21 protein-coding genes and 1 tRNA gene are annotated in these 26541 nt (G+C 65.2%); 6 read left to right on the top strand and 16 right to left on the bottom strand.

The features are described 5' to 3' along the window. Positions 1–20: 20 nt before the first annotated feature. From NTCA1_RS14265 to NTCA1_RS14240, 6 genes are all read right to left on the bottom strand, one after another. Positions 21–491 carry a serine O-acetyltransferase gene (locus tag NTCA1_RS14265; protein WP_159830997.1) on the bottom strand — a complete coding sequence of 157 codons (471 nt, stop codon included), beginning with the start codon at positions 489–491 and terminating at the stop codon, positions 21–23. Then, positions 488–1042 (bottom strand): serine O-acetyltransferase, encoded by a 555-nt coding sequence (locus NTCA1_RS14260; RefSeq protein WP_159830996.1) that lies wholly within the window; start codon positions 1040–1042, stop codon positions 488–490. Before NTCA1_RS14260 ends, NTCA1_RS14265 begins: the two co-directional genes overlap by 4 nt. Beyond that, positions 1032–2279 (bottom strand): glycosyltransferase family 4 protein, encoded by a 1248-nt coding sequence (locus tag NTCA1_RS14255; RefSeq protein ID WP_159830995.1) that lies wholly within the window; start codon positions 2277–2279, stop codon positions 1032–1034. The genes NTCA1_RS14260 and NTCA1_RS14255 overlap by 11 nt, the downstream gene beginning before the upstream one ends. A gap of 41 nt (positions 2280–2320) precedes the next feature. Continuing rightward, positions 2321–3700, bottom strand: coding sequence for a hypothetical protein (locus tag NTCA1_RS14250; protein ID WP_159830994.1), 1380 nt, complete (start codon positions 3698–3700; stop codon positions 2321–2323). Continuing rightward, entirely contained in the window at positions 3697–4764 is a 1068-nt protein-coding gene (locus tag NTCA1_RS14245) for a glycosyltransferase family 4 protein (RefSeq protein WP_159830993.1), read from the bottom strand. The genes NTCA1_RS14250 and NTCA1_RS14245 overlap by 4 nt, the downstream gene beginning before the upstream one ends. A gap of 173 nt (positions 4765–4937) precedes the next feature. After that, positions 4938–5645, bottom strand: a complete 708-nt coding sequence (locus tag NTCA1_RS14240) for a polysaccharide biosynthesis/export family protein (RefSeq protein WP_133083402.1) — start codon at positions 5643–5645, stop codon at positions 4938–4940. 527 nt (positions 5646–6172) lie between these two features. Here NTCA1_RS14240 and galE point away from each other — a divergent pair. Next, positions 6173–7192, top strand: coding sequence for a UDP-glucose 4-epimerase GalE (gene galE / locus NTCA1_RS14235; RefSeq protein ID WP_159830992.1), 1020 nt, complete (start codon positions 6173–6175; stop codon positions 7190–7192). Between the two features lie 175 nt (positions 7193–7367). Here the strand turns inward: galE and NTCA1_RS14230 are convergent, their stop codons facing one another. The 3 genes from NTCA1_RS14230 to NTCA1_RS14220 all read right to left on the bottom strand — a co-directional run bounded on the left by NTCA1_RS14230 (position 7368) and on the right by NTCA1_RS14220 (position 12570). Continuing rightward, positions 7368–10556, bottom strand: a complete 3189-nt coding sequence (locus NTCA1_RS14230) for an autotransporter domain-containing protein (protein WP_159830991.1) — start codon at positions 10554–10556, stop codon at positions 7368–7370. A 67-nt stretch (positions 10557–10623) separates the two neighbouring features. Further along, positions 10624–11604 carry an intradiol ring-cleavage dioxygenase gene (locus NTCA1_RS14225; RefSeq protein WP_159830990.1) on the bottom strand — a complete coding sequence of 327 codons (981 nt, stop codon included), beginning with the start codon at positions 11602–11604 and terminating at the stop codon, positions 10624–10626. Between the two features lie 174 nt (positions 11605–11778). After that, a complete protein-coding gene (locus tag NTCA1_RS14220; protein WP_236549327.1) occupies positions 11779–12570 on the bottom strand; it encodes a response regulator in 792 nt (263 codons plus the stop codon). A gap of 733 nt (positions 12571–13303) precedes the next feature. On the opposite strand from NTCA1_RS14220, the gene NTCA1_RS14215 reads away from it, so the two are divergent. Together NTCA1_RS14215 and NTCA1_RS14210 are read left to right on the top strand one after the other, a co-directional pair. Further along, positions 13304–15436: an ATP-binding protein gene (locus NTCA1_RS14215; RefSeq protein ID WP_159830989.1), complete on the top strand. Its 2133-nt coding sequence runs from the start codon at positions 13304–13306 to the stop codon at positions 15434–15436. Beyond that, a complete protein-coding gene (locus NTCA1_RS14210) occupies positions 15436–16377 on the top strand; it encodes an autotransporter outer membrane beta-barrel domain-containing protein (protein ID WP_159830988.1) in 942 nt (313 codons plus the stop codon). The genes NTCA1_RS14215 and NTCA1_RS14210 overlap by 1 nt, the downstream gene beginning before the upstream one ends. Positions 16378–16560: 183 nt before the next feature. Here NTCA1_RS14210 and NTCA1_RS14205 read toward each other — a convergent pair whose 3' ends face one another. Then, positions 16561–18807 (bottom strand): FdhF/YdeP family oxidoreductase, encoded by a 2247-nt coding sequence (locus tag NTCA1_RS14205; RefSeq protein ID WP_159830987.1) that lies wholly within the window; start codon positions 18805–18807, stop codon positions 16561–16563. A gap of 237 nt (positions 18808–19044) precedes the next feature. Next, on the bottom strand, positions 19045–20541 hold the full coding sequence (locus tag NTCA1_RS14200; protein ID WP_159830986.1) for a lipopolysaccharide biosynthesis protein: 1497 nt from the start codon (positions 20539–20541) through the stop codon (positions 19045–19047). 522 nt (positions 20542–21063) lie between these two features. Here NTCA1_RS14200 and NTCA1_RS14195 point away from each other — a divergent pair. Both NTCA1_RS14195 and NTCA1_RS14190 read left to right on the top strand, forming a co-directional pair. Further along, entirely contained in the window at positions 21064–21240 is a 177-nt protein-coding gene (locus NTCA1_RS14195) for a hypothetical protein (RefSeq protein ID WP_159830985.1), read from the top strand. Between the two features lie 65 nt (positions 21241–21305). Continuing rightward, positions 21306–21590 carry a hypothetical protein gene (locus NTCA1_RS14190; RefSeq protein ID WP_159830984.1) on the top strand — a complete coding sequence of 95 codons (285 nt, stop codon included), beginning with the start codon at positions 21306–21308 and terminating at the stop codon, positions 21588–21590. An 83-nt stretch (positions 21591–21673) separates the two neighbouring features. On the opposite strand, the gene NTCA1_RS14185 is transcribed toward NTCA1_RS14190, so the two are convergent. From NTCA1_RS14185 to NTCA1_RS14165, 5 genes are all read right to left on the bottom strand, one after another. After that, complete coding sequence (locus tag NTCA1_RS14185; RefSeq protein WP_159830983.1) at positions 21674–22123, bottom strand: hypothetical protein; 450 nt, start codon at positions 22121–22123, stop codon at positions 21674–21676. Further along, complete coding sequence (locus NTCA1_RS14180; protein ID WP_159830982.1) at positions 22120–22779, bottom strand: AbiJ-NTD4 domain-containing protein; 660 nt, start codon at positions 22777–22779, stop codon at positions 22120–22122. The genes NTCA1_RS14185 and NTCA1_RS14180 overlap by 4 nt, the downstream gene beginning before the upstream one ends. A 51-nt stretch (positions 22780–22830) precedes the next feature. Next, positions 22831–23253 (bottom strand): hypothetical protein, encoded by a 423-nt coding sequence (locus tag NTCA1_RS14175; RefSeq protein ID WP_159830981.1) that lies wholly within the window; start codon positions 23251–23253, stop codon positions 22831–22833. Positions 23254–23363: 110 nt separating this feature from the next. Then, positions 23364–25067: a site-specific integrase gene (locus NTCA1_RS14170; RefSeq protein WP_159830980.1), complete on the bottom strand. Its 1704-nt coding sequence runs from the start codon at positions 25065–25067 to the stop codon at positions 23364–23366. A 95-nt stretch (positions 25068–25162) separates the two neighbouring features. Continuing rightward, positions 25163–25249 (bottom strand) — tRNA-Leu (locus tag NTCA1_RS14165). A 274-nt stretch (positions 25250–25523) separates the two neighbouring features. Between NTCA1_RS14165 and NTCA1_RS14160 the strand changes: the two genes are divergently transcribed. Next, positions 25524–26471: a complex I NDUFA9 subunit family protein gene (locus NTCA1_RS14160; protein WP_159830979.1), complete on the top strand. Its 948-nt coding sequence runs from the start codon at positions 25524–25526 to the stop codon at positions 26469–26471. Positions 26472–26541: the final 70 nt, after the last annotated feature.

The following is a 26541-nucleotide window of genomic DNA, read 5'->3' as shown; positions in this document are numbered from 1 at the left end:
AAGTTTCGTGCGGGCGAGTTTCATCCGGCCAGACGGTCCTTGCGCCGAGGCGTCACGATCCGCGCCGGGGCGCCTACCGAAGTGGCGCCTTCCGGCACGTCGCTCAGAACCACGGAATTGGCGCCGATCCGGCTGGCCCGGCCGATGCGCAGCGGCCCGACGACCACGGCCCCGGCATAAATCACCGCGTCCGCGCCGATCACCGGATAGCCTTCCTCGCGGCCCGACTGACCCAGGGTGACGTTCTGGTAGATCGTGGCGTTTTCGCCGATCTCGACATTGTGGCCGATCACGATGCCCACCGGATGGGGCAGGTTGATCCAGCCCGCCGGGCGCGAGAGCGGGGAGATGTGGCAGGCGTATCGCCAGTGGATGTAGCGCCGGATCACGTTCGCCAGTGCCCGACTCGCCCCGCCACGCCGGTGCAGGCGGCACATGCGCTGCCACAGCGAGACGAGGCCCGCGCCTTCCATTGCGCGTGCGCCGCTCATCGCAGCGCCTGCGAGCGCGCGCCGGATCGGGGCGGCAGGATGCGCGCGGGAACGCCCACGGCGATATGTCCGGCCGGAACCGAAGTCTTGACCACGGCATTGGCGCCGATCACCGCGCCTGCGCCGATATCGATATCGCCGATCACGGTGGCGCCCGCGAAGATCGTCGCCCCGGCGCCGATGCGCGGGCAGCGGCCGGCCGCGCCGTCCTGGCCGATGGTGACGTTCTGGTAGATCGTCACGCCGTCCGAGATCACGGCATTGTCGCCGATCACCACGCCCACCGGATGCGGCAGGTAGACCGCCTCGCCCACTTTCGTGGTCGGCGCGATGTAGCAGCCATAGGCGCGGCGGATATGCCCCCGGATAGCCCGCGCTAGCAGACGCCCCGCCGGTCCCGAGGCCCAGAGGCCGCTCATGCGCTGCCAGGCGCGCAGAATGCCGCTGCTGGGGCTGAAACGCCCCACCGGCAGGCGCGTCGCGACCGGATGCGGCACCGCGACCGGCGCGAAAGTCCCGTCCGTCACCGCCATTTCGCGCTCAGGCCGCATCGAACAGCTTCTCCAGATGGCTCTCGTAGCGATCGATCACCGCGCCCGAAGTGAACACCCCGCCCATGTCGAGCGCGCCCGCGCTGTAATGCGCGTAAGTCTCGGCCGGGAGGGTGCGGAAGTGCTGGATCTTCTCGGCCAGTTCGGCTGCGTCCTCTCCGTCGTAAAGCTCGCCGGTCTCGCCGGGGGTCACGACTTCGGGATTGCCGCCGACCCGCGAGGCCACAACCGGCAGCGCGAAGCCATAGGCCTCGTAGATTACGCGGGGCAGCGGCTCGTTGTAGACCGAGGGGCAGATCACCACGTCGACCGCACCGTAGAAGTCTTCCGCCGCCTGCCAGCCGAGAAACTTCACGCGCGGATCGCCCGCCGCCTGCGCCTTGAGCCCCTCGACATAGCCGGGTTCACCGTCGCCCGCGATCACCAGCGTCCAGGGACGGCCGCCCTGCGGCAGTTGACGGACCGCCTCGATCAGCTTCTCCACGCCCTTGGTCGGGGCCAGGCGGCCGATATAGCCGAACACCATCGGCGCGCCATCCGCCAGTGCTCTCGGCTCCGGCACCAGCGGACGGTCGTTGACGTTCCACTGCACCGCGCAGGGCTTGTCGTCTCCGAAAGCGCCGTGGCGGCGATGGGTCTCGGCCACGAAGGCGCTGTTGGACAGGAACATGTCGACATTGCGAGTCTGGCGGCGGTTGACACCGGCCACCACCTTGCAGCCCGAGCAGAGCGAGGTGCAGTTCTCGCCCGCACGGTACATGCCCGAGCGGCTGCAGATCAGGTAGTAGTCGCGCATGGTGTGGATCAGCCGCGCGCCGCTGCGCTTGGCCTCGCGCAGGATCGCGGTGGAGAAGCCGTCGATGATGCTGGTGTTGACCACGTCGGGGCGGATGATGTCCAGCATCTGCCGCACGTCACGCGCGGCGCGGAAGTTCCACAGGTCCAGCGTATGCCATACCGCCTTCATCGCCGGGGAGCGGCGGCGCTTGTCGTAAGGCCAGTAGATGTTGCGGATCGGCAGGACGTGTAGCGTCGGCTTGCCCGGCCCGGTCACCCCGGCCTCCATGCCTGCGCGCAAGGTCGCGGCTTCCTCACCGCGCGGGGCGAGGCGCAGGATGTGGACGTCATGGCCGCGCTCGACCAGCCCCTCTGCCAGCGTCTGCACGGACTTGGCACCGCCGCCCACCTGGTCGGGCCGGTAGGAGCGGATAATGAAGAGAATTCGTCGGGACGTCATGGACGTGCTGTCTCCGTTGCGAGGTGCAGTGCTCATATCGCTCATGGGTTCTGCGGGCAGTTCAGCGCCGGGCGCGCGCCGCTGGAGGCGGGGCGCAGGCGCATGTAGACGGGGGCATTGCTCAGCCGCTGCTCGCCATCGGGAAGAGGCTTGCCGGTCATGTCCACAAGCCCTGCAAGCTTCCAGCCGGACGGTACCAGCTTGGCCGGCTCCAGGAGGGCCGCGCCGGTTTTCGCCCAGACCAGCGCCTCCGCGCCGCTGTCGCCGGAAAAGATCGCGCCTTCCACCCCGGCCCGCTGGACCGGGCAGGCATAGCGCATCGCGCCGAGTTCCTTCAGCATGGTGCGCAAGGCATGGTAGGCGGGCTTGGGCGTGCCATCGGGCAGCAGGAGGCCGAAATGGTGCTGATCGTAGTCGGGATCGCTGCCCGCGTCCTTCCACGAGTACCAGACGTTCGGCGCCACGTCGGCCGCCAGCGCGGAGACCAGCGTGCGCACGAGATAACGCGCCTGCGCCTCGCCATCGACCCGGCCCACGACCGGGCGGCCCCATTCGGAATTGGCGATCTTCGGCGCCGAGACTTGCCCGCCCGCAGCGATCCGGCGCGACAATCCCTGCCACAGCGCCCCGTCGCGGGTGACGTCGCCGGTCATCTGGTAGGGGTGGACGCTGATCCGGCTGAAACAGGTCACCGCCTTCGATCCTGCCAGCGCCGAAAGGAACGCGCCGTCCACCCATTTCGAGGCGGCAGGCCCGTAGACCTCGGCGCCGCTGTCGGCACTACGGATGGCCTGGCAAGCGGAAAACGCCATGCGGCCATAAGCGGCGGCATCCGGCTTAGGCGGCCAGAAACGGGGGTGGTCGGGCTCGTTCCAGACCTCCCAGATCGGACGGTAGGCCGCGAAGGCCTTGGCGGCGGCGGCGGCCCAGTCGCTATAGGCCTTGATCTGGTCCGGGGCGACCGGCGGCGAGGTGCGCCGCTCGTCCTTGCCCCGCCACTGGATCTTGGTGAAAGGCGTGTGGACCGGGTTGCCGTAGTCGAGAATGAACAGCGGCCGCATTCCGCGCGCATGGACCTCCCGCGCGAATTCCAGATAAGTGCCGAAGTCGTAAGTGCCGGGCTTGCGCTCGGTCCCGGCCCAACTGAAATCGCTGCGCACATAGCGCAGGCCCAGCGCGGCGATGCGGTCGAGGTCGGCGGGGGTCAGGTTGTTGCCGGCAATGCCCACCACTTCGCCTACCGGCGCGGTAACGTGGCGATCGGAGTGGACGGCGGCAGGCTGGAGCAGCAGGGCAGCGGCCAGTAAAGCGCCGGGGGTGAGCAGCAACGCGCCCGCCAGCACGGCATTGCGCAGACGCGCACGCCGTGCCCGACGGCGCGCAGTACCGAGGCCACTTCCAGTCTGCCGCCAGTCGATCACCTGCCGAGCACCGCCGAATAGACGTCGTTCACCTGCCGGTGCATGCGCTCCATGCCGAACCGCTCGGCCACCGTGCGCGCGGCCGACTTCTGCAGTTCGACCAGCATCGGCCCGAGGCTGGAGATCTCCTCCATCGCCGCGCAGAAGGCCTCGGCGTCGCCGGCCAGCCAGCCGTTCTCGCGGTGGTCGATCATCTCGACAATGCCGCCCGCCGGATAGCCGACCACAGGCAGGCCCATCGACATCGCCTCCATCACCGAACGCGGCAGCGGGTCGGGCGTCTCGGACGGCACAAGCACGGCGTCGAGACCGTTGTAGATCGCCGCCAGCCCTTCGAAGCGGCCTTCGAAGCGGACGAAGTCCTTCAGCCCGAGCGCCTCGGCCTGACGCTTCAGGCTGTCGAGATAGGGCCGGTCTTCCTCTTCCGCCTCGCCGCGCACCAGCAGGGTGATCGGCAAGCCGCGCCGATGCGCCGCGCCCAGCCAGTCGATGGCGACATGGTGGCCCTTGAAGGGATGGATACGGCCGCAGATGCCGACCACCAGCGACGTGCCCGCCCCGCGTGGGCGAATGGCTTCCGACAGCGAGCCTGACGGCAACTGGGGCACATCGCTACGCTTGACGCCGTTGAACACGACCGAGACGTTGCCGGGCAGCGCCTCGCCCGGCCAGCAGGCGCGGCTGACCAGCACGGTATGGTCGGAACTGCGGGCCAGGCCCTTCCAGATCAGCCGCTCGGAACCGCGCACCGCGATGTCGCGGACATGGAAGACGCAGGCCTCGCCGCCCAGCTTGCGCGCGAGGCCGGCGATGCAGTGCGCCTTCAGCCCGTTGCTGTGGACGATATCGGCGCCGTGGCGTTTCGTTACCGCCATGAGCTTGCGCGCCGCGCCGAACCAGTCGCCGAAAGCCGCGCCGACGCTGGAGGGCCGCACCGGGCGCCGGATCGCGGCCACCTGGCCGAAATCGACGACTTCCACCGGAATGCCCCGGCTTGCGGCCTGTTCGGATACGGGACCTTCGGCGGGCACCACCAGCAGCGGGTCCACGTTCGGATTGGCCATCAGGTCGAACAGCGACCGCTCCGCCCCTCCTTTAAAGAAGGAAACGGGGGAGAGGAACGCCACTCTATAATTTACGGGACCTGATCCGCCGCTTGCAGGATTCAACATCGCTTATCCTTTCACCGGGCGTTGTGTTCGCGGTTTCGGCTGTTGAGCCGCAGAGAGCCGGACGATCAGCGTGCGAAGACCGCAAAAGCATTGAATATCGGCGCCATTTTCAGGAAATCCTGCCAAAGCCCCTTAATTTTCGAGAAACCAACAACCACGACATCGCCGTCCATGATGATAGGATCGGGGCTGATGCCGCCGCGGATGTCCTTCACGTTGAAACGGGCGGCCATGCGCTGGCCGTTGATCGTGCGGAAGATCACCACCTGATCGAGCTTGGCGGTGACGAGCGGGCTCTGCGCCCGTGCCAGTGCGCCCAGTAGCGTGGTGTTGGAGCTGAGTTCATAAGAGCCCGGCACCTTGACTTCGCCTTCCACCGAAACCAGGCGCGGCGCCGGTTCGTCCACGGCGACAACGACTTGCGGGTCTTTCAGATACTTGCGGCCCAGGATCCCGGTGATCTCGCTCGTCACTTCGGGGGCGCTGCGGCCCGCCGCCTTGACCTGACCGGCCAGCGGAAGCTGGATGAAACCGGCTTCGTCCACGCGCGCCTTCTCCACCGAGAGATCGGGCTCGCCGAAGACACGGACCTGAAGGACATCCTTCGGCGCGATCGCATAGACGGTGGGCGCCGGGATCGTGGCCGGAATCGTCTGATAGGCGGCCTGTCCCACCGGCATGTCCGGGTTGGGCGTGATGGTGGAGGTACACCCGGCCAGAACCGAGCTGTAAAGGAGGACGGAAAGCCCGGAAATTTTCTTCGTGCAGCGCACTTACGGTCGTCTCCATAAGGCCAGTGTCAATCACCTATTCGGGTAATCGGCTGGGCATGGGGGTGCAAGTGCTTGAGGGCTGCTCGAAAACGGGGAAACCCACTCCTAAAACGGCACGTCGCAAATCTCTTCCGCAAGTGCGAAGTAGACAGCCGCCCGAAGCATCGATGCGACCGTTCCGGCAGCGAATCCCGAAACACGATGCAATGGTTAGCATCGGCCTTTACGGTCGTTCATGTGGCGTTCAACTGCGCCGTGAAGGCAGGATATCAGTCAAATCCCAGTAATGACTACTCCCAAGGTGTGATCTCTGTTGGTTACTGCTTCCGAAAGGATAGTGCAGCAATGGAGCCTGTTCCGTTTGACGCACCGCAGCGCGCGGCATATCCCTGCGCCAAGTCTACAGGATCCGGGATCTTATCGTCCCTTGCGTCGCCCGATCCCATCGTCCAAGCCCATCGTCCAACACGCGATCTCGCCCCACCTTTCCGCCCAGCCCAACCTTTTCCGCCCAGCAGAGTGAGACAATGACCAGCCAGAATCCCGACAGAGTCCCGGTTCTCGTCACCGGCGGTGCCGGTTACATCGGCAGCCATGCCGTGCTCGCCCTCAAGGATGCGGGCTGGCCGGTCGCCGTGATCGACAACCTGACCACGGGCTTCCGCTTCGCGATTCCCGAAGGCGTGCCGCTCTACGAAGGCGATATCGAGGATGCGGCCCTGCTCGCGCGGATCTTCCGCGAACAGGGCATCAAGGCGGTGATGCACTTCGCCGGTTCGATCATCGTGCCGGAATCGGTCGAGAACCCGCTGAAGTACTATCACAACAATACCGTCAAGAGCCGCGCCCTGATCGATGCGGCGGTCAAGGCCGGGGTGCCGCACTTCATCTTCAGCTCCACCGCCGCCACTTACGGCATCCCGGAAGTCTCGCCGGTAACGGAAGACAGCCCGAAGCAGCCGATCAATCCCTACGGCATGTCCAAGCTGATGACCGAGATCATGCTGGACGACGTGTCGCGCGCGCATCCCTTCAACTACTGCGCGCTGCGCTATTTCAACGTCGCCGGGGCCGATCCGCAGGCCCGCACCGGCCAGTCGACGGCAGGCGCCACCCACCTCATCAAGGTGGCGGTCGAAGCCGCGCTCGGCAAGCGCGAGCATGTCGGCGTGTTCGGGACCGATTTCGACACGCCCGACGGCACCGGCGTGCGCGACTATATCCACGTCTCCGACCTCGCCAATGCCCACGTCCTGGCGCTGGAACAGCTGATTGCCGCGCCCCGGGAATCGCTGACGATCAACTGCGGCTACGGCCAGGGCTTCTCGGTGCTGGAAGTGCTCGACGCCGTGGACCGCGTCACCAACCGCACCATCGACCGCCGCCTCCAGGGCCGCCGCGCGGGCGATCCCGACGCCCTGATCTCGGACAATCGCCGGATCAAGGCGACCCTGCCCTGGCAGCCGAAATATGCCGATCTCGGCACGATCGTGGAACATGCGCTCGCCTGGGAACGCCGCCTGACGGAACTGCGCGGGGAGAGCTAAGAGTCTGTTTGAAAATTCGCGTAACGCGAATGTTGCGGCGCGGGCTGGCGCCGCAAGAAAATGCCCTGCTGGGCATTTTTCAAACGGGCTCTAAGAGTAACGGCCGATATCGATATCCTGCGGGAAATCGATATCGGCCATAGTGTCGGTCGGCAGCAGACCGCCTGCTCTTCCCTCAGAACGCCACGCTTAGCGAAGCGCGGGCCGAAAGGTCGGTGGCGTCCTGGGTCCGTTCGGCGCGGGCCGTCAGTTTCCAGGTAAAGTCGTAACCGCCCGCCAGCATCGAGACTTCGCTGACCCAGGCCCCCTTCAGGCTTTCGGGCGTGATCGTGAAGGCCTCGCCCGCGTCGTACGTGTCGCCGCCGTTGAACCAGGCCGTGGTGCTGCCCAGCTTGCCCGACACAACCTCGCGGCGACCGGCCTCAAGCTGGAAGGTCAGCGGGCGCCAGTCGGGCGAGATCGTGCCCAGCGAGTAGGATGCGGTCAGCGTCGGCGTCACCGTGGTCATCTTGCTGGTGCGGCTGGCCACGCTCAGCGCGATCGCGTCGCTGTCGGCGCTTTCGCTGTAGCCGTTCTCCTTCAGCCAGAACTGCTCCAGTTCGACCTTGGGCTTGAGGTTGAAGCGGCGCGACATCTGGAAGCGATAGGAAGCGCCGGCCAGCCCCGAGAACATCCAGCCGTTCCACTTGCCGTCCGCCGAGTAGGTGAAGTCCGTGTCGTCGATCGTGCCGGTGAACGTGCGGGTCGAATCGACCGAGATCTTCGAGGCGCCGATCCGCGCCCAGGCCATGAACGGCCCTTTCGCCGTGCGCCAGAAAACGCCGAGATCGTGCTGGCCCACGTCGAGATCGCCTGTGCCGCCCCCGTCCTTCACCGTGCCATGAAGCCAGGCATAGGACAGGCCGAAATAGCCGAGGTCCGTCCGGCGCTCGACCCCGGCGGAAAGCCCCCAGCCGCTTGCCTTGTAGCCCGCCGTCGATCCGGCATCCTTGGCAGTGCGCCAGTAGACCGGTTCGAACCAGCCGCCGATGTCCGAGATCGTGAAGAGCGAGGTCTCGTCCGAAAGGTGGCGGGCGGCCATGCGATCGCCGTGGGTCACGGCATCGAAGACCCCGCCGGAATGATCGGGCAGCAGGCCTGCGACCTGGCTTTGCAGAGTCGCGGAATCCTCGACGTCGAGCAGGCTTGCGGTCAGGCTGTCGTCGTTCTGCGCGGCGGCATAGATCGCGTCCCATGCCGAAGCCTCGCTGCGCGTCAGGCCCAGTTCGCCGGTCGTCTTGCGGGCGATGGTGAGATAGATGCTGTTCGCATCGGTGCTGACTTCGCCATCGTAGATGAACGGCAGATCGGTGTCGGTGGAATTCAGCGCGCCCTGCACGTCGAGGCTGCTGGCGGTCAGGACGGTATAAGTGCCTTCCGCATCGCCCAGATCGGTCACGGTGGCGGTGATCTTTGCGCCGTCCTCCAGCGTGGCATTGGCGACGGTGTACAGCGAACTGGTGCCCTCGGCCGTGTCGAGATAGACGCCCAGCGCACCGCCAGATTTCACGATCAGGCTGCCGAAGGCGATATTCTCCGAATCGCTGGCCGTCAGCTTGGCCCCGCTGCCGACCGTGACCGTGAGACCGTCGGCATTGCTGAAATTGCCCGCATAGACCGAGCTTCCCGACAGGCTGAGCGTGCCACTATTGCCGCCGAAGTCCATCGTGCCCACGAAGCTGGACGTTCCCGCCAGCGTGGCAGTGCCGATCCCGTCGCCGAAATAGACATCCCCGGTGTAGAGCGCGTTGCCGGACAGGTTCAGCACGTCGTCGCCGTCCCCGAACAGGGTGTTGCCGGTGATCGTGCCCGCCGCGGCATTGATGGTGTCGTTCCCCGATCCCAACAGGATGTTGCCGGTGATCGCGGTATAGACGGTGGGGTCGGTATCGGTGTCGTTATCGTCCAGATAGTCCGCGCTGGTCTCGGCGTCGGCATCGTTGAGATACTGGTTGATCGTCACGCCGCTCGTATTGGCCGACAGGTCGATCGCGGTGCGGGTATCGGTGCTCGATCCGCTCGCGGCGATGAAGCCGGTGTTGTCGATCGTGGTCAGCGTCCCGGACAGGTCGCGGATCGCGGTGGAGGAGCCTTCACCCTGCGACGTGATCGAGGCCGTGATCGAGCCGCTGTTGTAGAGGCTGGTGACCGTGCTGCCCGCATTGATCAGCAGCGCGGTCGCTGCCGAATCGTAAGTCGTGGCGCTGAGGGTGCCGGTAACGCCGATCCCGTCCGTGAGCGTGACGTTGCCGCCCTGCCCGCCGATCACCAGGCCATAGGCATCGGTATTGCTGTAATAGGCGTTCGAACTGACCGAACCGTCGATGGCGATGGAGTAGGTGCCCGAATTGCTCGATACCCCGCCCACGGTGATGTCGCTGGTGCCGCCCACCTGGATCGCAGGGCCATTGCCATAGCCCACGACCGCGCCGGTGCCTTCTTCGTCGTCATCGACGCCGTCGCCGTCCTCGTCGTCGTTCGAACTGTCGTTATCGACCGGAGGCGCCGCGACGTAGATGCCGCCCGCGACATTGCCGGTGATCTCCACCGCCGCCGCGCCCGTGCGCAAGGCCGCGCGGGACAGCACGATGGTGTCCCCATCGTCGTCGCTATAGGAGGCCCGCTGCGAGACGGTGCCCTGGATCGTCACCGTGCCGCTGACGTCGCCGCCGACCACCAGCGCCTGGGCACCTGCCCCCGTGGCATAGACAGTGCCTTCCACCGTCACGTCGCCGTCCACGGCCTTTGTGGAGATGCCGAGTGAACCGTCTCCGATCACGTTGATCGTGCCGGTATTGGTGATGGTCCCAAGATAGTCCGAATCGACGACGATGCCGCCCGAATTCAGACCTTCCACCTTGATCGTGCCTGCATTGGTTATCGCGCCGCTGGTGGTCGCGCCGGACAGCACGTGGATGCCATAGCGGTCGCTGGCCGAGGCTATCGCGCCATCGGCGATTGCATTCGAATCGGTATCCTCGGGCACGAAGTCCTCGGTCACCGTCAGGGTGGCATCCTCGCCGATGGTGATGGTCGAAACGGTGCCTGCCTGGACGGTGATCGCGCTGGCGCCGTCGGCATCGTCCAACGCCAGTGCGCCTTCGATATCGACGGCATTGCTGCTGTCGACCGTGATCGCGCTGCCGCTGGACAGCGTGATCGTGCCGTCTTCGGTAACGGTCACATCACCGGCGCTCGCGGTGACGAGCGCCTTGGTGGTGTCGGTGGAAACGGTGGTCGCGGCGAGCGCGGGAGTGGGGGCGGTGGTGGCGGCGAGCGCAAGCACCAGCGCACCGACGCTGGAAGTGGTGTGCAGCGAATTCATGATGATGGGTCTCTTGATGAGCGGACAAACACGGCCAGGACGCCCCGGCCGCGCGGAAATGCGTGGTTCAGGCGGAAATGCCGATCAGCGCGGTGCCGGTATATCCGGCGGTCAGGCTGCCGCTCAGGCTGGGCGTCATCTGCGCGATCTGCGCCGCGCTGTTGTCGCCGAAGACATTGTCCGAGGAGAGCGAGATCGCGTTGTAGTTGGCGATGCTGGCGGTGTAGCGCGTATCGCCGGTAAAGACGGCGGTATTGGTCGCCGCCGGCATCGCCAGCTGCGAGATCAGGCTGGCGGTGCGACCGGTGCTGGCGGCGGTCAGGCCGCCCGTGAATATCTCGAAGTGGATATGCGGCCAGCGCCCGGAATAGCAGGCGGGATAGATCGTCGTGAAGGTCACCTTGCCCTCGGCATCGGTTACCTGCACGCCGCGCAAGTAGCTTTCGGTGGTGACGCCGCTGGAATAGAGCGAATACCGGCCCGCCGCATCGCAGTGCCAGACATAGATCGCCGCGCCCTCGATGGCGGCGCAGCCGTTGTTCACGTCCACCAGTTGCAGCGTCAGTTCGAGCAGGACGCCGTCCGCCGTCGACGTGGAATTGATGAAGCTGGAGCGGATGTCCGAACGCACGGCGCCGCTGACGGTGAGCACGTTGGACGTCGAACCGCTGGCATTGTTGGTGCCGTCCGCCGGGTAGGGCCCGTTGGTTTCGGTGGGATCGGCAATGCAGGTGCTGGCGGAAGTCCCGCCCGAAGTGGTCGTGCTGGTGCTGCTGGTTCCAGTGCTGGTGGACGAGGTCGTGGTGGAACTCGTGCTGCCCGAAGTCGTGCTGGTGCTGCCGGTGGAGCTGCTCGTGCCGCTAGAAGACGAGGATCCGTCGTCGCCGCCGCAAGCGGTCACGGCGGCGAAGCCTCCCGCGCTGGCCATGATGGCAAGCGCGCGGCGCCGTCCCACAGCTTTTTCCGGGCCCATCAGCTTTTCACGTATGGTCTTCAGGTCGTGGGCCAGCCCTTCCGCATGCCCGTAACCGCCGTCATGGTCTTCCATTGCTATCTTCCCCGCATGGCGCAAGTTCGCGCGACGGGCCGGGAGAGCGACGTCGCGGATCAGGTCGCGACGAGAATTGAAAGCCGGCGTTTGCCCCAGGATTTCAGCGCAATTTCAGCGTGATTTCAGGCGCATTTCATCCCTGTGGCGGCACAACTGGCCGCCGCACAGGCATCATGCGGCTGGAATGTCGCCGGAAACCGAAGGCACGAAGAGGTAGCCTTCATTGCGCACGGTGCGGATGATATCGCCGCCGCCTTCGCCTTCCGCCAGCTTGCGCCGCAGGCGGGAGAGCTGGACGTCGATGGCGCGGTCGTAGTGATCGCTGTCCTCTCCGCGCGACCAGTCAAGCAGCTGATCGCGGGTGAGCACGCGGCGGGGATGCTCGGCAAAGGCGCGCAGCAGACGGAACTCTCCGTCCGACAGCGAGATCAGGCGGTTGGCGGGATCGAACAGCAGGCGCAGCCCCAGGTCCATGCGCCAGCCGGAGAAATAGAGGCATTCGCCGGAATGGACGTCGTTGACCGGGCGCGGTTCCGGGGCGGCGGAAATCACGCGCTCCACCGGCCCGCCCGTTCCCGCCCGGCGCCGCAGCACGGTGCGGATCCGCGCCAGCAGCTCGCGCGGATTGCAGGGCTTGGCGAGATAGTCGTCGGCGCCCATTTCCAGCCCGACGATCCTGTCGACATCGCTGCACACGGCCGACAGCATGATGACCGGCGGTGCATCCGGGCCGAGCGCGCGAAGCGCGGTAAGCCCGTCCTCGCGGGGCATCATGACGTCCAGCACGATCAGGTCGAATCGCCCGCGCGCCAGATGCTCGCGCATGGCCGCGGGATCGGCCGCCGTCTCGGTGGCATAGCCGTGCTTGCCCAGGAACTCGCCGATCAGCGAGCGGATGCCTTCATCGTCGTCGACGATGAGGATGCGGGTTTCAAGGTCCATCGTGGCACGTTCTAGGATCATTGCGCGGCGATAGAAACCCTGTGTGCCCCCCGGATTTCAACACAGTTTCAGGCGGGATACAGCTTGCGACAAGATCGCAGCCGCATTGCAATCTGGATGAAATGTGCAGGCAAACTCGCGACCCGAGAAGCAGCCTCATGAACATTCGAGTTCGTCAGGTTCCGTCCTGGATGGACTGTGGCACAGGTCGAGCGACGTCCCCCGTCGTGCCCGTATCCGCGCCGCAATCCGCCGGAACGGCCGGAACCGCCATCCGGTTAGCCACCGCCAAGGCGCCGGACGGCGCCGGGTCCGTCGCAGCGGCAGGTCACGTAGTCGCACCCGCCCTGTCCTGCGACGGCCCCGGACTTATATTGTCGCCAGAACTTGCATTATCGGTTGGCGGACTGCCGGAAGCCGTACCCGAGATTGACACAAATCGGTGCTATCCGGCGCGGCGACATCAGGCTCGGCCCGCCCTTCCGAAAGGTGATGCGGCGAACGGAGCTGACAGAGATTACCGTCCGGCAAGGCCTGGCAGGCTCTTACCGGACCGTCCCCGAGGTGACCGTCCTCGCCGCGCGGCTTCAGGCCCCGTAGCGAGGGCGCGGAGCGGGTTCGGAAGAGCAGTGTCCCTCTCTTCCGAGCCCGCGCCGCAAAATCGCGCCCTCCCCCTCTCCCTCCCTGCGCCTCGTATGGGCCACAAGTCCGTGGCATCTCGAATTTGCCACGATCCCGTGGCAGGTGCGCCGTCATGACCCCGCCTCGCCTCACCAGCCGACTCGGACTGCCGCTGGCGATGCAGATGATCGTCATCCTGGTCTGCGCCCTTATCGGCGCGCAGCTGGTGACGCTGGCGCTCACCGTGATCCTGCCCCCCAGCCCGACCGCGCGCTGGAATATCGACGAAGTGGCCATTGCGCTGACCAGCGGCGAGGTCCCGGACCGGCTTGAACGCAAGCCCATGGTGGGCCCGCCCGACGTCAGCGGCCAGGGCTGGCTCGTCTCCGAATCCTCTCGCGAGGCACTGGCCCAGCGACTCGGCCGCGCACGCAAGGACGTGGTGCTGGCTTTCTATACCCAGCTGCCGGTGGGCGGCGTCGCCGTGCCCAGCAACGGGCGCTCGCCGCTGGCCAGGGTAGAAAGCCAGACCCGCCCGCATGGCGGCGTCTCTTCGCTGCTGGTCGGTTCCGCCGATGCCCAGTCGATCCCCGGCGGCCCGCCTCCCGGCGGCGCGAGCGGCCCTGGCGGCATGCCCGGCGGGCATTTTCCGGGCGGACAGATGCCGGGCGGACAGTTCCCCGGCGGCATGCGCCCCGGCGGCTCGATGCCGCGCCCGCCGTCCATGCCCGGCGGAAGCGCCGGTTCCGGTAGCCATGTTCCAGGGGCCCAGATGCCGGGCGGCAAAGTTCCGGGCGGCGTACAGGGGCAACGCCCGGGCAGACCGCCCGGCGCCATCCCCGGCGGACAGGCCGGAAATCAGACCGGAAACCAGAATCCGGGCACGCAGACTCCCGGAAACGGCGGCATCGTCAATCAGGACGGCCAGCCCGGGCGCTTCACGGGACCGGGCCTGCGCCCCGGCGGGATCATGGGTCCGGTCGGTGGCGGCGCCATGGGTTCGGGCGTGCTCACACCGGTTATGCCCGGCATCAACGACCTTCCGCGCACGACGCTCCCGGTATCGGTGCCGACTGTGACGCCGGTGCCCCGCTCCGCCGCCGACAGGCCGATTCCCGTCACCGTCGCGGCGCCGCCCGTCACACTGGTATCGCCCGCCCCGGCGCTTCCGGCCGCGCCGCGAATCACGCCTACGGCAGAGGCGCCCGCCGCCGCCGCGCCGCTTCCGGCGGTTCCGGGCACGCCCCAGCCTATTCCCTTCCGCCATTCCGGGGGCAGCTTCTTCGCGCTGACGTCCCCGCCGTTCATCGAAGGCGATTTCGTGGCCGCCACCCGCCAGCCGAATGGCCAGTGGCTGGCGGTGGCGCCGCGCGCGGAGCCTTTCCCGAATGCCTGGCAGAAGCGGGTCATGCTCTGGTTCGCGCTCTCGCTGGCGATCATCAGCCCCTTCGCCTGGCTCTTCGCCCGCCGCATCGTCGTGCCGCTCAAGGACTTCGCACAGGCCGCCGAGCAGCTGGGCCGCGATCCTTCGGCAACGATCCTGCCCTTGTCCGGCCCGGCGGAGATCGGCCGCGCGGCCAATGCCTTCAACCAGATGCGCTACCGCCTGCGCGCCTTCGTGGACGACCGCACCGCCATGGTCGGCGCCATCAGCCACGACTTGCGCACCCCGCTCACCCGCCTGCGCTTCCGCATCGAGGACGTGCCGGACGACCAGCGCGAGGGGCTGCTGAAGGAAGTTTCCGAGATGGAAGCCATGATCAGCCAGGTCATCGCCTTCATCCGCGACGCCTCCACGCCCGGCCCGCGCAAGCGCGTGGACTTCGCCGATCTCATCGCCGGGAGCGTCGCGGATGCACAACTGGTCGGCGGCAATGTCACGATCGAGTGCAATGTTCATATTCCGGTGGAAGTCGATCCGGTCGGCATTCGCCGCCTGCTCGGCAACCTGCTGGAAAACGCCATCAAGTACGGCGAGAGCGCCAAGGTGCGGGTCAGTCTGGCCGATGGCGAGGCGGTGGCGGAGATCGTCGATGCCGGTCCGGGCATTCCCGAGGACGAGTTCGACCGTGCCTTCGAGCCCTTCTACCGCTCGGAAACCGCCCGCAAGTCCGGTCAGAACGGCACCGGGCTCGGCCTTGCGGTGTGCCGCTCGATCGCCCGTGCCCATGGCGGCGATGTCAACTTCGTCCACGGCGGCGACGGGTTCGCCGCGCGCGTGACGGTTCCGGCCGCTTTCGATCCGACCCTGCGAAAGGCCGCCTGATGTCCCGCAGATCGCAAGCGCGCCTGCTGGCGGCAGGCCTCGCCGCCCTGTTCGCCGCTTCCACCGCGCGGGCGCAGGACGCACCGGCGGATGACGCGGACCAGCCCGAAGCCGAGGCCGCTGCGCCGGCCGCAACCGAAGCGCCGAAACCCGCCCCCTGGACGGTCACGCTCTCCGCCGGAATCAGCAACCGCGACGACGGCCCGGACGGCTCCTGGCAATCGCTCTCGCTGACCCGGCAGGTCGGCCGTGGCTATGTACGCGGCGGGCTGATGCGCTACCACGGCACGCTGATCCAGGCCTATACCGCCCTGCCTTCCGACTATTACGTCGGCACCCTCGGCGCGGGCGGGAACTTCGACAACTGGGTGGTGGACGGCTGGGCCAGCTATGGACGGCAGGAATACGGCCGCATCAGCACCGCATGGGGCAGTCGCGAGAGCACCGGGGCCAAGAGCAGCGGCTACTATGCGCTGGGCGGCGATTTCGGCCGCATCCTTCCGCTTTCGCCGCGCTGGTTCGTGACGCCCACGCTGGTCGGCTCCTACGCCGAGGGCCGCCTGCTGCGCCCTGCCCCGGACTTCACCGGCCTCGTCGATCTGGAAACCCGCGAGCCCACCTGGACGCTAGGCGGCACGATGCGCATCGACCATGCCTTCGGCCGGAATGCGGACAACTACGCCGGGCTGTCGCTCTCGCGCAACTGGACGAGCAATGCCGTCTCCCAGGTCACGATCGGGCAATTTCAGGATCTGGCGCAGGTTCCCCGCTCCGGCCTGCTGGCATCGCAGCACTATTCGGACGCCTGGTGGGAAGTGGGCGCCAGCGCGAACATGAAGCTGACGGATCGGCTGCACCTCGACATCTATGCCTCGCGCAGCTTCGATGCGCTGGCCGGGAATACCACGTCGGCAGGCATTTCCCTTCGCCAGTCGTTTTGAATTTCCTCCCCCGAGGGGGAGGGGGACCATGCGCAGCATGGTGGAGGGGCACCATCGGTTCGAGCAAGATTGCCCGGCTGGCCCCGCGTCATGCCGGTTTCCCGCGCACCCTCGCCGTTACGCAATGCGCCTGTGCCCCTCCACCATGCCTTGCATGGTCCCCCTCCCCGGTTCGGGGAGGAATTAAGCGGCCCGCGCGATCCTTACCGGTATCGACTTGTAGGCAGGCGTACCGCTGGCCGGATCGAAATCGTCCAGCGGCACGAGGCAATTGGCTTCGGGATAGTAGGCCGCCAGCGATCCCCGCGCGATGGCGTGCTTCACCACGGTGAACCCTTTCAGGCTGCGCCCCGCAGGCGTGGTCACGTCTACCAGATCGCCGTGGGCAAGGCCCAGCATATCCAGATCCACCTCGTTGGCGAAGATCACGTCGCGGCGGCCGGTCACGCCCCGGTAGCGATCGTCGAGGCTGTAGATCGTGGTGTTGTACTGGTCATGGCTGCGGATCGTGGTGAGCAGCAGGGGCCGCGCGCCTGCTTCCGCCTCGACCGGATGGGCAAGGAACTGCGCCTTGCCGCTGGGCGTGTTCCAGACGCGGTGATCCGGGCCGATGGTCAGGCGGAAGCCGCCCGGCACGCGCACGCGGCGGTTGAAGTCGTGGAAGTCGGGATAGACCTGCTCGATCCCCTCGCGAATGCGGTCGTAATCGGCCACGAGCCCGTCCCAGTCGACCTTACTCTGCGGCATGGCCGCCTTGGCGAGGCCCGCCACGATCGCCGGTTCCGAGCGCACCAGCGGCCCCGGAGACTTCAGTTTCCCGCGTGAGGCATGGACCATGGACATGCTGTCCTCCACCGTCACGAACTGCGCGCCGGTGGCCTGTTCGTCCAGTTCGGTACGGCCGAGGCAGGGCAGCACCAGCGTCTCCTTAGCGGTGAGCAGGCAGGTGCGGTTGAACTTGGTGAGGATGTTCACCGAAAGGTCCAGCCCGCGCACCGCCGCGAAGCAGGCCTGCGGATCGGGCATGGCGACCGCGAGATTGCCGCCAAGCCCGATCAGCGCCTTCGAGCGCCCCTCGCGCATGGCCTCCAGCGCTTCGACGGCATTGTGCCCATGCTCGCGCGGCGAGGTGATGCCGTAAGCGGCATCAAGCCGTTCCAGCATCGCTTCGGCAGGAATCTCGGTAATGCCCACGGTGCGATCGCCCTGCACGTTGCTGTGGCCGCGCAGAGGGCAGATCCCGGCGCCGGGCTTGCCGAACATGCCGCGCAGCAGCAGCAGGTTGGCGATGGACTGCACGTTCTGCGTACCGTGACGGTGCTGGGTGATGCCCATGCCGTAGCAGACGATCACCCGCTCGGCATTCATGTAGACCTTGGCCATCGCCTCGATGGCGTCGCGCGTGAGGCCGGACGTGGTCTCGATCCAGTCCCACGAAGTCGCATCGAGATCGGCCCTGAGAGCATCGATCCCCTCGGTATGTTCGGCAATGAAGGCATGGTCGAGTGCATCGGCTTCCACCACCAGCTTCATCATGCCCTTGAGCATCGCCATGTCGCCGCCGATGCGCACCTGGTGATAGGCCGAGGCCAGCGGCGTCGCGTGAGTGGAGAGCATCTCGGTGGGATGCTGCGGCGACTTGAAGCGCTCCAGCCCGCGCTCGCGCATGGGGTTGGCGACGACGATCGGCACGCCCCGCTTGGAAGCGGCGGCCAGCGTGGAGAGCATGCGCGGGTGGTTGGTGCCGGGATTGTGGCCGATGCAGAAGATCGCATCGGCATGGTCGAAGTCTTCCAGCGTCACCGTGCCCTTGCCGATGCCGATCGACTTGGGCAGCCCCACGCTCGTCGCCTCGTGGCACATGTTGGAGCAGTCGGGGAAGTTGTTGGTGCCGAACTCCCGCGCGAAGAGCTGGTAGAGAAAAGCCGCCTCGTTGGAGGCCCGGCCCGAACAGTAGAATTCGCAGGCGTGGGGATCGTCCAGATCGCGCAGTACGGCCCCGGCGCGGGCGAAAGCCTCGTCCCAGCTTATCGGCACGAAATGGTCGGTTTCGGCATCATAGCGCAGCGGCTCGGTCAGGCGCCCGGCGTCCTCCAGCCGGTGATCGCTCCAGGTCCAAAGCTCGCTGACACTGTGCTTCGCGAAGAATTCGGGATCGACGCGCTTAACGGTCGCTTCCCAGGTCACCGCCTTGGCACCGTTCTCGCAGAATTCGAAGGAAGACGTATGCTTGGGATCGGGCCAGGCACAGCCCGGACAGTCGAACCCATCGGGCTGGTTCATCTGCAGCAGCGCGCGGGTATCGGGGCTGGCCTTCATTTGCTCACGCACCGTGCGCGCCACCGCGCCCAGCGCCCCCCAGCCGCCCGCAGGCCCCTTGTAGTCGTGGATACCCTCGACTTCACCGTCCGCGATCCGATCTTCGGCCATGGTCCTGGCTCCTTTCTCAGGTGGCCAGGATAGACCCGCAAGACGCTGCCGCGCCAGCATACTTTCGTTCAGAGTCTGTTTGGAAATTCGCGGATGCGAATTTCGCGGCACCAGCCCGCGCCCCCACCCTACCACCCAACGGTAGTATCCTGCGGGTGGTAGGGTGGGGGCGCGGGCCGGTGCCGCTAAAAAATGCCCTTTCGGGCATTTTTCAAACAGACTCTCAGACCCCATGCGCTACCGGGGTTGCAGCTTCCCGCGCCTGAAGCGATCCGGCAGGAGATTCGCGGCCAGACGCAGCATTTCCGCCATGGCCCGGCGCCCTCCCGGCGTGCAGGCCTGCGCCGCGACCGCTCCGGCATAGCTTGCGGCAACCGCCAGGGTCAGCAGGCCCACCGTCGGCAACCCGCTGGCCGCGGGCATCTGGCGCACCATCGACACGATGCCCCATGCGAACAGCCCGCCCACCAGCGAGGGAAGCTGCACCAGGTACATGAACCGCTGGGAAACCGGCGTGCCTTTCGTCGCATAGTGATAGAGCAGCGGCAGCGTGACGAGCTGGCCGATGAAATAGGCGCAGGCCACGCCCGCCGCCCCCCAATGGACGCCGATGAAGAAGCTGATGATGCTGATCGTGCTGGAAAACATGCCCCAGTACATCATGTTCCGCGTATTACCGCTGCTGATATAGAGCCAGCCGGTGGTGTTCGGCACGCATTGCACGATGGCGGTCAGGCTCAGCCAGAAGAAGATCGGGCTGGCCGCCGCCCAGCGCTCGCCCAGCAGGAACGGCACGAGCTGCTCGCTGCACATCGCCGCTGCCAGAATGCCCGGCATGGAAACGAGCGCGAGCGCCCGCAAGGCCAGTTCGTAGACCCGCCGGTAGCGCGCGGGCTCGTCGCGAACCCGGCTCAGCACCGGCAGCATCACGCGGCTGAGCGGCTGATTGATGTTCTGGAGGGGGAACAGCATCAGCTTGTAGCTGCGGTCGTAGAGGCCGACCGCGTCCGCCCCCTCGGCCTTGGCGATGATCACGTTGTCCAGATTGCGCGCGAAGAAATTGACCAGGTTGAACCCCGTCAGGTTCGCGCCGAAGACCACCAGCTTGCGCACGCCTTCGAACGAGGCGCCCAGCCGGGGGCGCCACGGATAGGCCCGCCACATCATCGCCGTGCTGACCACGGCATTGAGCAGGGTGCCAAGCCAGATCGCCCAGTAGCTCTTCAGGATCAGCGCCGCGAGCGCGGTCAGCACGAACGTGGCGATGGCGACGACGATATCGTTCACACTCAGCGCATGGAACCGCATCTCGCGATTGAGCAGGGCCTGATGCTGGAGCTTGAAACCGGTGACCAGGATGGTCAGCCCGGTCGCCGCCGTCACGTAGCCCGCCCGCGCATCGCCGTAGAAACTGCCCACCACCGGCGCCAGCGCGACCATGACCAGCGCCGCGACCACGGAAATGGCGATGCTCAGCCAGAACAGCGCATTCGAATGCTCCGAATCCAGCTCCCGCGCCTGGACCACCGCCTGGGTGAAACCGAGGTTCTGGAACGTCATGATCAGCCCCATCAGCGGCGCGACCATGGCCGCCACGCCGTAGTCCGATGGCGACAGGATACGGGCGACGACGATCGTGGTCGCCATCGTCGTCAAGACCTTGACGATCTGCGCCATGGCCGTCGAGGCCATGCCCCGCGTGGCCTTCCGGCCGATTTCGTCGGGTTTCGCCATGAACGGTCCTATCGCCCCGCGATCGGCAGGAACGAACCGGAGATCATCTGCTGTGCCAGTGCCTGCAAGGCTGCGACCTTTCGAAGCTGTATCGGCCACGGCAGAGCCTGCCGTCCCGCGCAGACTAGCGGCGGCCTCCCCCCAGCACCATCACCCGAAAGCCAAGTCTCCGTAATCTCAGGACTTCATCCGAATGCCCTGCCCGCGATATCCCAAAGGACTACGTCGCAAGTGGTAGGGGCGGAACGGCATGGAGCTGAAGCGGATAAGGATCGCCAGAAACGACTAAGGGGCCACCTTGCGGCGGCCCCTTGCGTATTCTCACCTGCGTGAGAATGGTGCCCAGAAGAGGATTGGACAACTACTCCGCATATGTGGCTGTTTTACGTCATTTTATGCACAACAATTCGACTAATCGTGTACCTTTGCTTGTACCATTTTGATCGCTGTGCAAAGGGCTCTTTTGTGCCCCGCTGGGGTGGGGCGTAACCAACGAAATCGGCACACGGGATTTTCACCAAAATGGTTATGAAAAAGGACGCTACCGGACTGACGCTCAACCTCGACGACTGCACCGTCCAGAAGATGGGGGATGGCGTGGTGATCGTCTTGCAGCGAGACCATGCCACCAAGGGGGCCCCCATGCAGAATGTGGTCCTTACGAGAGCCGACCTGGAGGCTATGCTGGCTTTCGCGTGACGGCTGCGGAGCCCGGGCGCCACTCGAAGCGGGCAGCTCGGGCCCGATTACATTAGGGGACGGCGATGGGGGACCAACAGCAGGCTATCTCAAAAGCTGAGAAATGGGAGGATTTTGGACGCGCTCTCGTCGGTCTTTGTGCGTTCGCCACCTTCGGGGGCGCTTGGTGGTACTGTGCAGAAACCTATGGCTTCCTCTTCGGCTTCGGGCTCGGGTGGTTACCTGCCGGTATCTTGGCGTCCCTCATTCTAGCAGCCGAGCGGCTTCTTTCCCCTCTGGCATTAGGCTTCTTAGACTTTGTGGCGCTGGCTGCCGTGCTTCAGTTGGCCTCATGGGTCTTTGGCTTCTGACCTATCGAAAAAATAAGCCCCCCAGCCGCCCGAAGGTGACTGAGAGGCTTTGAGATTGCCCGAGTGGTGTTAGGCTCAAGGCGCTAGAGGTCGGCGGGGATGTAGTCGCCGTCCTGTTCGGCCCATGGATTGCCATAGACCGGCTCGAAGCTACCGTCAGGTCGCTCACGGTATCCGAGGAGGACCTCGTTGTCGGGAGTGGACAGTCCGGCCCCTGTACGGGACCCGATGACCTTGGCGGTTTGCTTCGCGGCTACGTTCGTGACGTTGTCGGCAGCGCTGTCCATGACGCGATTGCGCCGGACGTTGCCGAGCATCTGGCGGACACCGGAGGGATCGATGTTTCCGAGGCCTTCGGCGGTCAGCTCGTTGACACGGTTGGTCAACGCCGGTTCCCCGGAGAACGCAGAGCCGAAGTGGCGGGCGGCATCAATGCCCCTGCCCTGTGCTGCGGCCCAAAGGCCCCTGCCGGTGTCGGCGAGTGCCTGTTCCTGTCGAGCGATTTCGTCGGAGGCCTCGCGGCCTGCGGTCATTGAGTTGCCTCGCACGGCGGCGAAGGTCTGATAGCCCTCGTGCTCGGCTGCGAGACGGTCGAACAGGTTTCGTGCTGCTTCGTCGCCGTGGACTTGCAGATGACCTTTATGCTCTCGCCGGAGGTCATTTCAGCGGCGGCGGCCATTAGATGCGCTTTACTGCCCGACGCAGCGAGGGCAGTGGCGGATTCAAGTGCCGCCTCAATTTGCGCTAATTCCAAGTCCGACCCGAACGGGACAATCGTGTTGTCCACGACCCGGTAAGCCGCACGCGTTGATTCAAGAACCTCGGCAAATCCAGATCGCCAATGACTAGCGCATCGCCGGTGCTGCAAAAGATATTGCACAATATTGTAGGAATTGGGGAACCCATTTTCGAAATTTTTTGTCAGAATTTTGACCCAGTCCGCACAAGAGCGTGGCGTAGTGTGCGCCATTTGATGCTCTGCCTCTACCCACCAGTCAGATAATACTTGATGGATAAGATGGTGAGTAAACGGAAATCGGGTACTCGCTCCCGCATTACGCAGGTCTTCATAAATTATTCGCCAAAGTCCGGCCGTAGTGGCGCGACTTATGGAGCCGAGCTTTGCTTGTTCCGGTATAGAGGCATAGCCCTGAGCTTGGGCGAACGATACGTAAGGTTCTTTCGGCATCAATGACACGGTGCCCTAACGTGAACGCGCACCGCAAGCCAGAAAGAGCGTTTAACCCCGCACGAATGATCGGGAGTTCAACCAGCCTCCCATCATACCGCCATCGTCCTCATCGGCGAACGAGTAAAAATCGGGCTCCTCCTGTTCCTTAAGGGCCGCTTCAACCTCTTCGATGGCTAGATGCCCCCGAGCGGACAGTTGGAAATACAGCCCCTTCCGGTCCTCGAAACGAACCTTCTCGACCAAACGGTCCCCCGCCTTCCCGTGGGAGTCAGTATCGCCCAACTTGTTCAAATCATTTCGGACAGACTCAGGAGCGCGATTAAAACGCTTCGAAAGATCAGCCAAAGTGGACGGTCCATTAATCGACAGGTCTACGACAATAGAGATGTGCTTAAGGCGGGCTGCTCCACTGATGAAGCGGCGCCACGCCCCGAAGGCATCCTGCCACCGCTCGATCATTTCGTTCGTCATAACGCAGCCCCTTAGTTGCGAGGCTGATGTGGCAGAATGTTAGGTGTTCTTACAAGCGCTTGCGGCAATTTTATTTTTGCCACAACTGCGATATCTAAATGCGGCCGACGTCACCGGGCCTTTAGATGGTCCAAGTTCAGATCGGCGTATTGAACCATCTCCAGCACCGACAGGAGGTTAGCCAAGGGGAAGCCGCCCCCTGCCGCTCCCGCAGTCCCATAGATGCTCTGGGAGCCCGCCACAGAGCGGCCAGACACCGCGAGGGCCTCTGCACTTCCCGACACCCCGACTGCCCGCAAGCGGTCCTCAAAGTTATGCCGGAAGCTATGTACGCCCAGCTTGGTCCCAACGATCCCAGAGGTTCTCACATGCGCCGCAAACCACTCACCGATCTTGGCGGCGACCTTTCCGTTCACGTTCGTCCGCACGTCGGGGAACAATAGGTCCCCGGGCTTTGCGTCCTTCCGGCGCTCCTCGATGTATTGGAGTAACCCGAGGGCCTGGAGGGCTTTCGGCACAGGGATGTCCCGACGACTTTCCTTCGTCTTGATGGACCTGAACTCATGCGGACGCACTCGAAGCGAGAGGAAGCCGTCGAGGGTCTCCACGTCCATGACCCTAAGCCCGCCTATCTCGGCCAAGCGCATGCCGGTGAAGAGTGCAACGAGCGGTATCCAGTAGCGGCCCGGATATTTGGCTCCCTTCACATGTGGTCGATCCCACGGCGCGGAGTTGAAAAGTTTGGAAAGTTGGGGGCCGGTGAATGCGTCGCGCTTGTCTTGATCGGCGACAGGGTCCGCAGCCGTCAGGCCGACGAACGGGTTCTTCACCAGCCAGCCCTCTTTCTCTGCCCAACCAAACGCGGCGGAGATATGCCCCATATAGCTACTGTTGACGGTTTTCGGCCCGAGGACAGGCAATCCCAACGTCCTGCCCCGTTCCACCGCCGCGAGAATGGACAATCCCTTGAGGTCTTTGTTTTTGCCGAGGCCAGCGGGCATTGCCCTCACGATGCTGAAAATCTCGCGGGCAGTTTCTCGATCAATTTCCACAGCAGGCTGATCGCCGAGGACCTCGTTGAGTATCCTGAAAGGCGCCTCCACCGCTGCGCGGCTCGACAGGCTCCAGCCGTCCCACTTGTCCGCCTTGTAGGCCTCAACGAGGGCCGTGACGGTTTTGGAGCGCCCGCGAGGATTCTTTGGACGCATAGGCTTTGCAGGCGGTTCTACGGCCTTCCCTGCCAACTGGAGGCGATCCGCAGCCTCTCGCAGCATCGCAGCGTCGTTCAGCGCCCACAGTACGCGCTCCCGCCCTTCCACATCCTCCGGGTCCGGATAGACGCACGCATCGGCGAGGAGCTTGTCGGCGATCCGGCCCCAATGCTCCTCCATTTTCTCATAGTCGGCTTCGATCTTCCATTCCTGGAACTCGGAAATCATCCAATCCAAACCGCCCACCGCCCGGTCTGCACGGCCGCCGCCTGTCATCATCAAAAGGTTGTTGGCTTGATGGCGCTGGTAGCGGAAGGCGAGGACGACTTGCTCGACAATCTCGGGAGTGATGGGATCATGAGCAGCGGCCTTACGCTTCGCGGCCAACTCAAGTGACGCACGAGCCTCCCGGACTTCCCGGTCGAACTCCGCGCATGCCCGATGGTAAAGGGTAGAGCCGGTTGCGGTCAGCCGCCACCTAGATTGGAGCGACACCTTCTTTTCGAGCTTGCCCAGAACTTTGCGGACATCGGCAGGGTAATGCCGCCGATAGATCAGCCGCCCCGACTTCTCCTCGCGAATCCAATCAAGTCCCTTCGGCAACAAGCCCTCCAGTGTACCATTTTGTGTACCGGATTGCTGTGCGGGGGTCCCCCGAGGGGGTGATTTTCGCGACATATCAGCTATTTGGCAAAGAATGGTGCCCAGAAGAGGACTCGAACCTCCACGCCCTTGCGAGCGCCAGCACCTGAAGCTGGTGCGTCTACCAATTCCGCCATCTGGGCACGGAAGCGAGGGGGCCGTTGTTGCCGTCCTCGCCGGGTAGGAGGGCGCCTCTAAGGGGCTGCCTGATTCTTGTCAACGCCCCGAATTCAACTTTTTTCAAATAGCGTGAAAAAAGGCGAAATCTCGGCCTCAGGCCTTCGCCCGGTTGCTCGGGAACCGGCCTTGTGCCAAGGGCGCTTATCATGCGCGAAACCGGCGCGGGCGGCTGTTCTTTCCTTCTTCGCCTACCTGCGCCCGATGAGCCTGCGCCACGTTGAAGGACCCGTTCTGATCATGAGCCAAGCCACCGACCCCCTCTACGGCAAGATCGTCACGCTGCTGGGCGGCAGCGGCTTCGTCGGCAAGCACGTAGCACAGGAACTGCTTGCGCGCGGCGCGCGCCTGCGTGTCGCCAGCCGCAATCCCAAGAAGTCCTTCGCGCTCAAGCCGCTTGGCAATCTCGGCCAGGTGCAGTTCGCGGGCGTGGACGTGACCAGGCCCGAATCGCTGGCCGCCGTGCTGGCCGGATCGGACGCCGTCGTGAACCTCGTCGGCGCCTTCACCGGCAATCTCGATGCCGTGCAGGGCGAAGGCGCGGGCCGCGTCGCCGCTGCGGCAAAGGCAGCGGGAGCCACGGCATTCGTCCACATTTCCGCGATCGGCGCCGATGCCTCGTCCAGCGTCGCCTATGCGCGCACCAAGGCCGAGGGCGAGAAGGCCGTGCTGGCTGCTTTCCCGACCGCCACGATCCTGCGTCCCTCGGTCATGTTCGGGCCGGACGACAATTTCGTGATGATGTTCGGCAACCTCGTCTCGCGCCTGCCGGTCCTGCCGGTCTTCGCACCCCAGGCCCAACTTCAGCCGGTCTTCGTGGACGACGTGGCCCTGGCCATCGCCGAAACCCTCGGCGCCCCGGAAGTACACGGCGGCAAGACTTTCGAACTCGCCGGACCCGAAGTCGTCTCGATGATCGACCTCAACAAGCGCATCGCCGAGGCTGCCTGCCGCAAGCGCAGCTTCGCGGAACTTTCGGACGGCATCGCCGGTCTCGTCGCCGCCCTGCCGGGCACGCCGATCAGCGGCGACCAGCTCAAGCTGCTCAAGGCAGGCAATGTCGCCAGCGGCGCCTTCCCCGCCTTCGCGGACCTCAAGATCACACCGCGCCCGCTGGAGCTGTTCCTCGACCGCTGGATGACGCCGTTCCGCAACCATGGACGTTTCGGCACCAAGGAAGCCGCATGATCCAGGTTCGGGCGCGTTAGGCCCAGACAGAAAAAAGGGGCGGGAAGTCGAAACTTCCCGCCCCTTTTTC

This window comes from Novosphingobium sp. TCA1, assembly GCF_009811895.1.
Taxonomy (GTDB): domain Bacteria; phylum Pseudomonadota; class Alphaproteobacteria; order Sphingomonadales; family Sphingomonadaceae; genus Novosphingobium; species Novosphingobium panipatense_A.
This window is presented reverse-complemented; position numbering and strand designations above follow the sequence as displayed.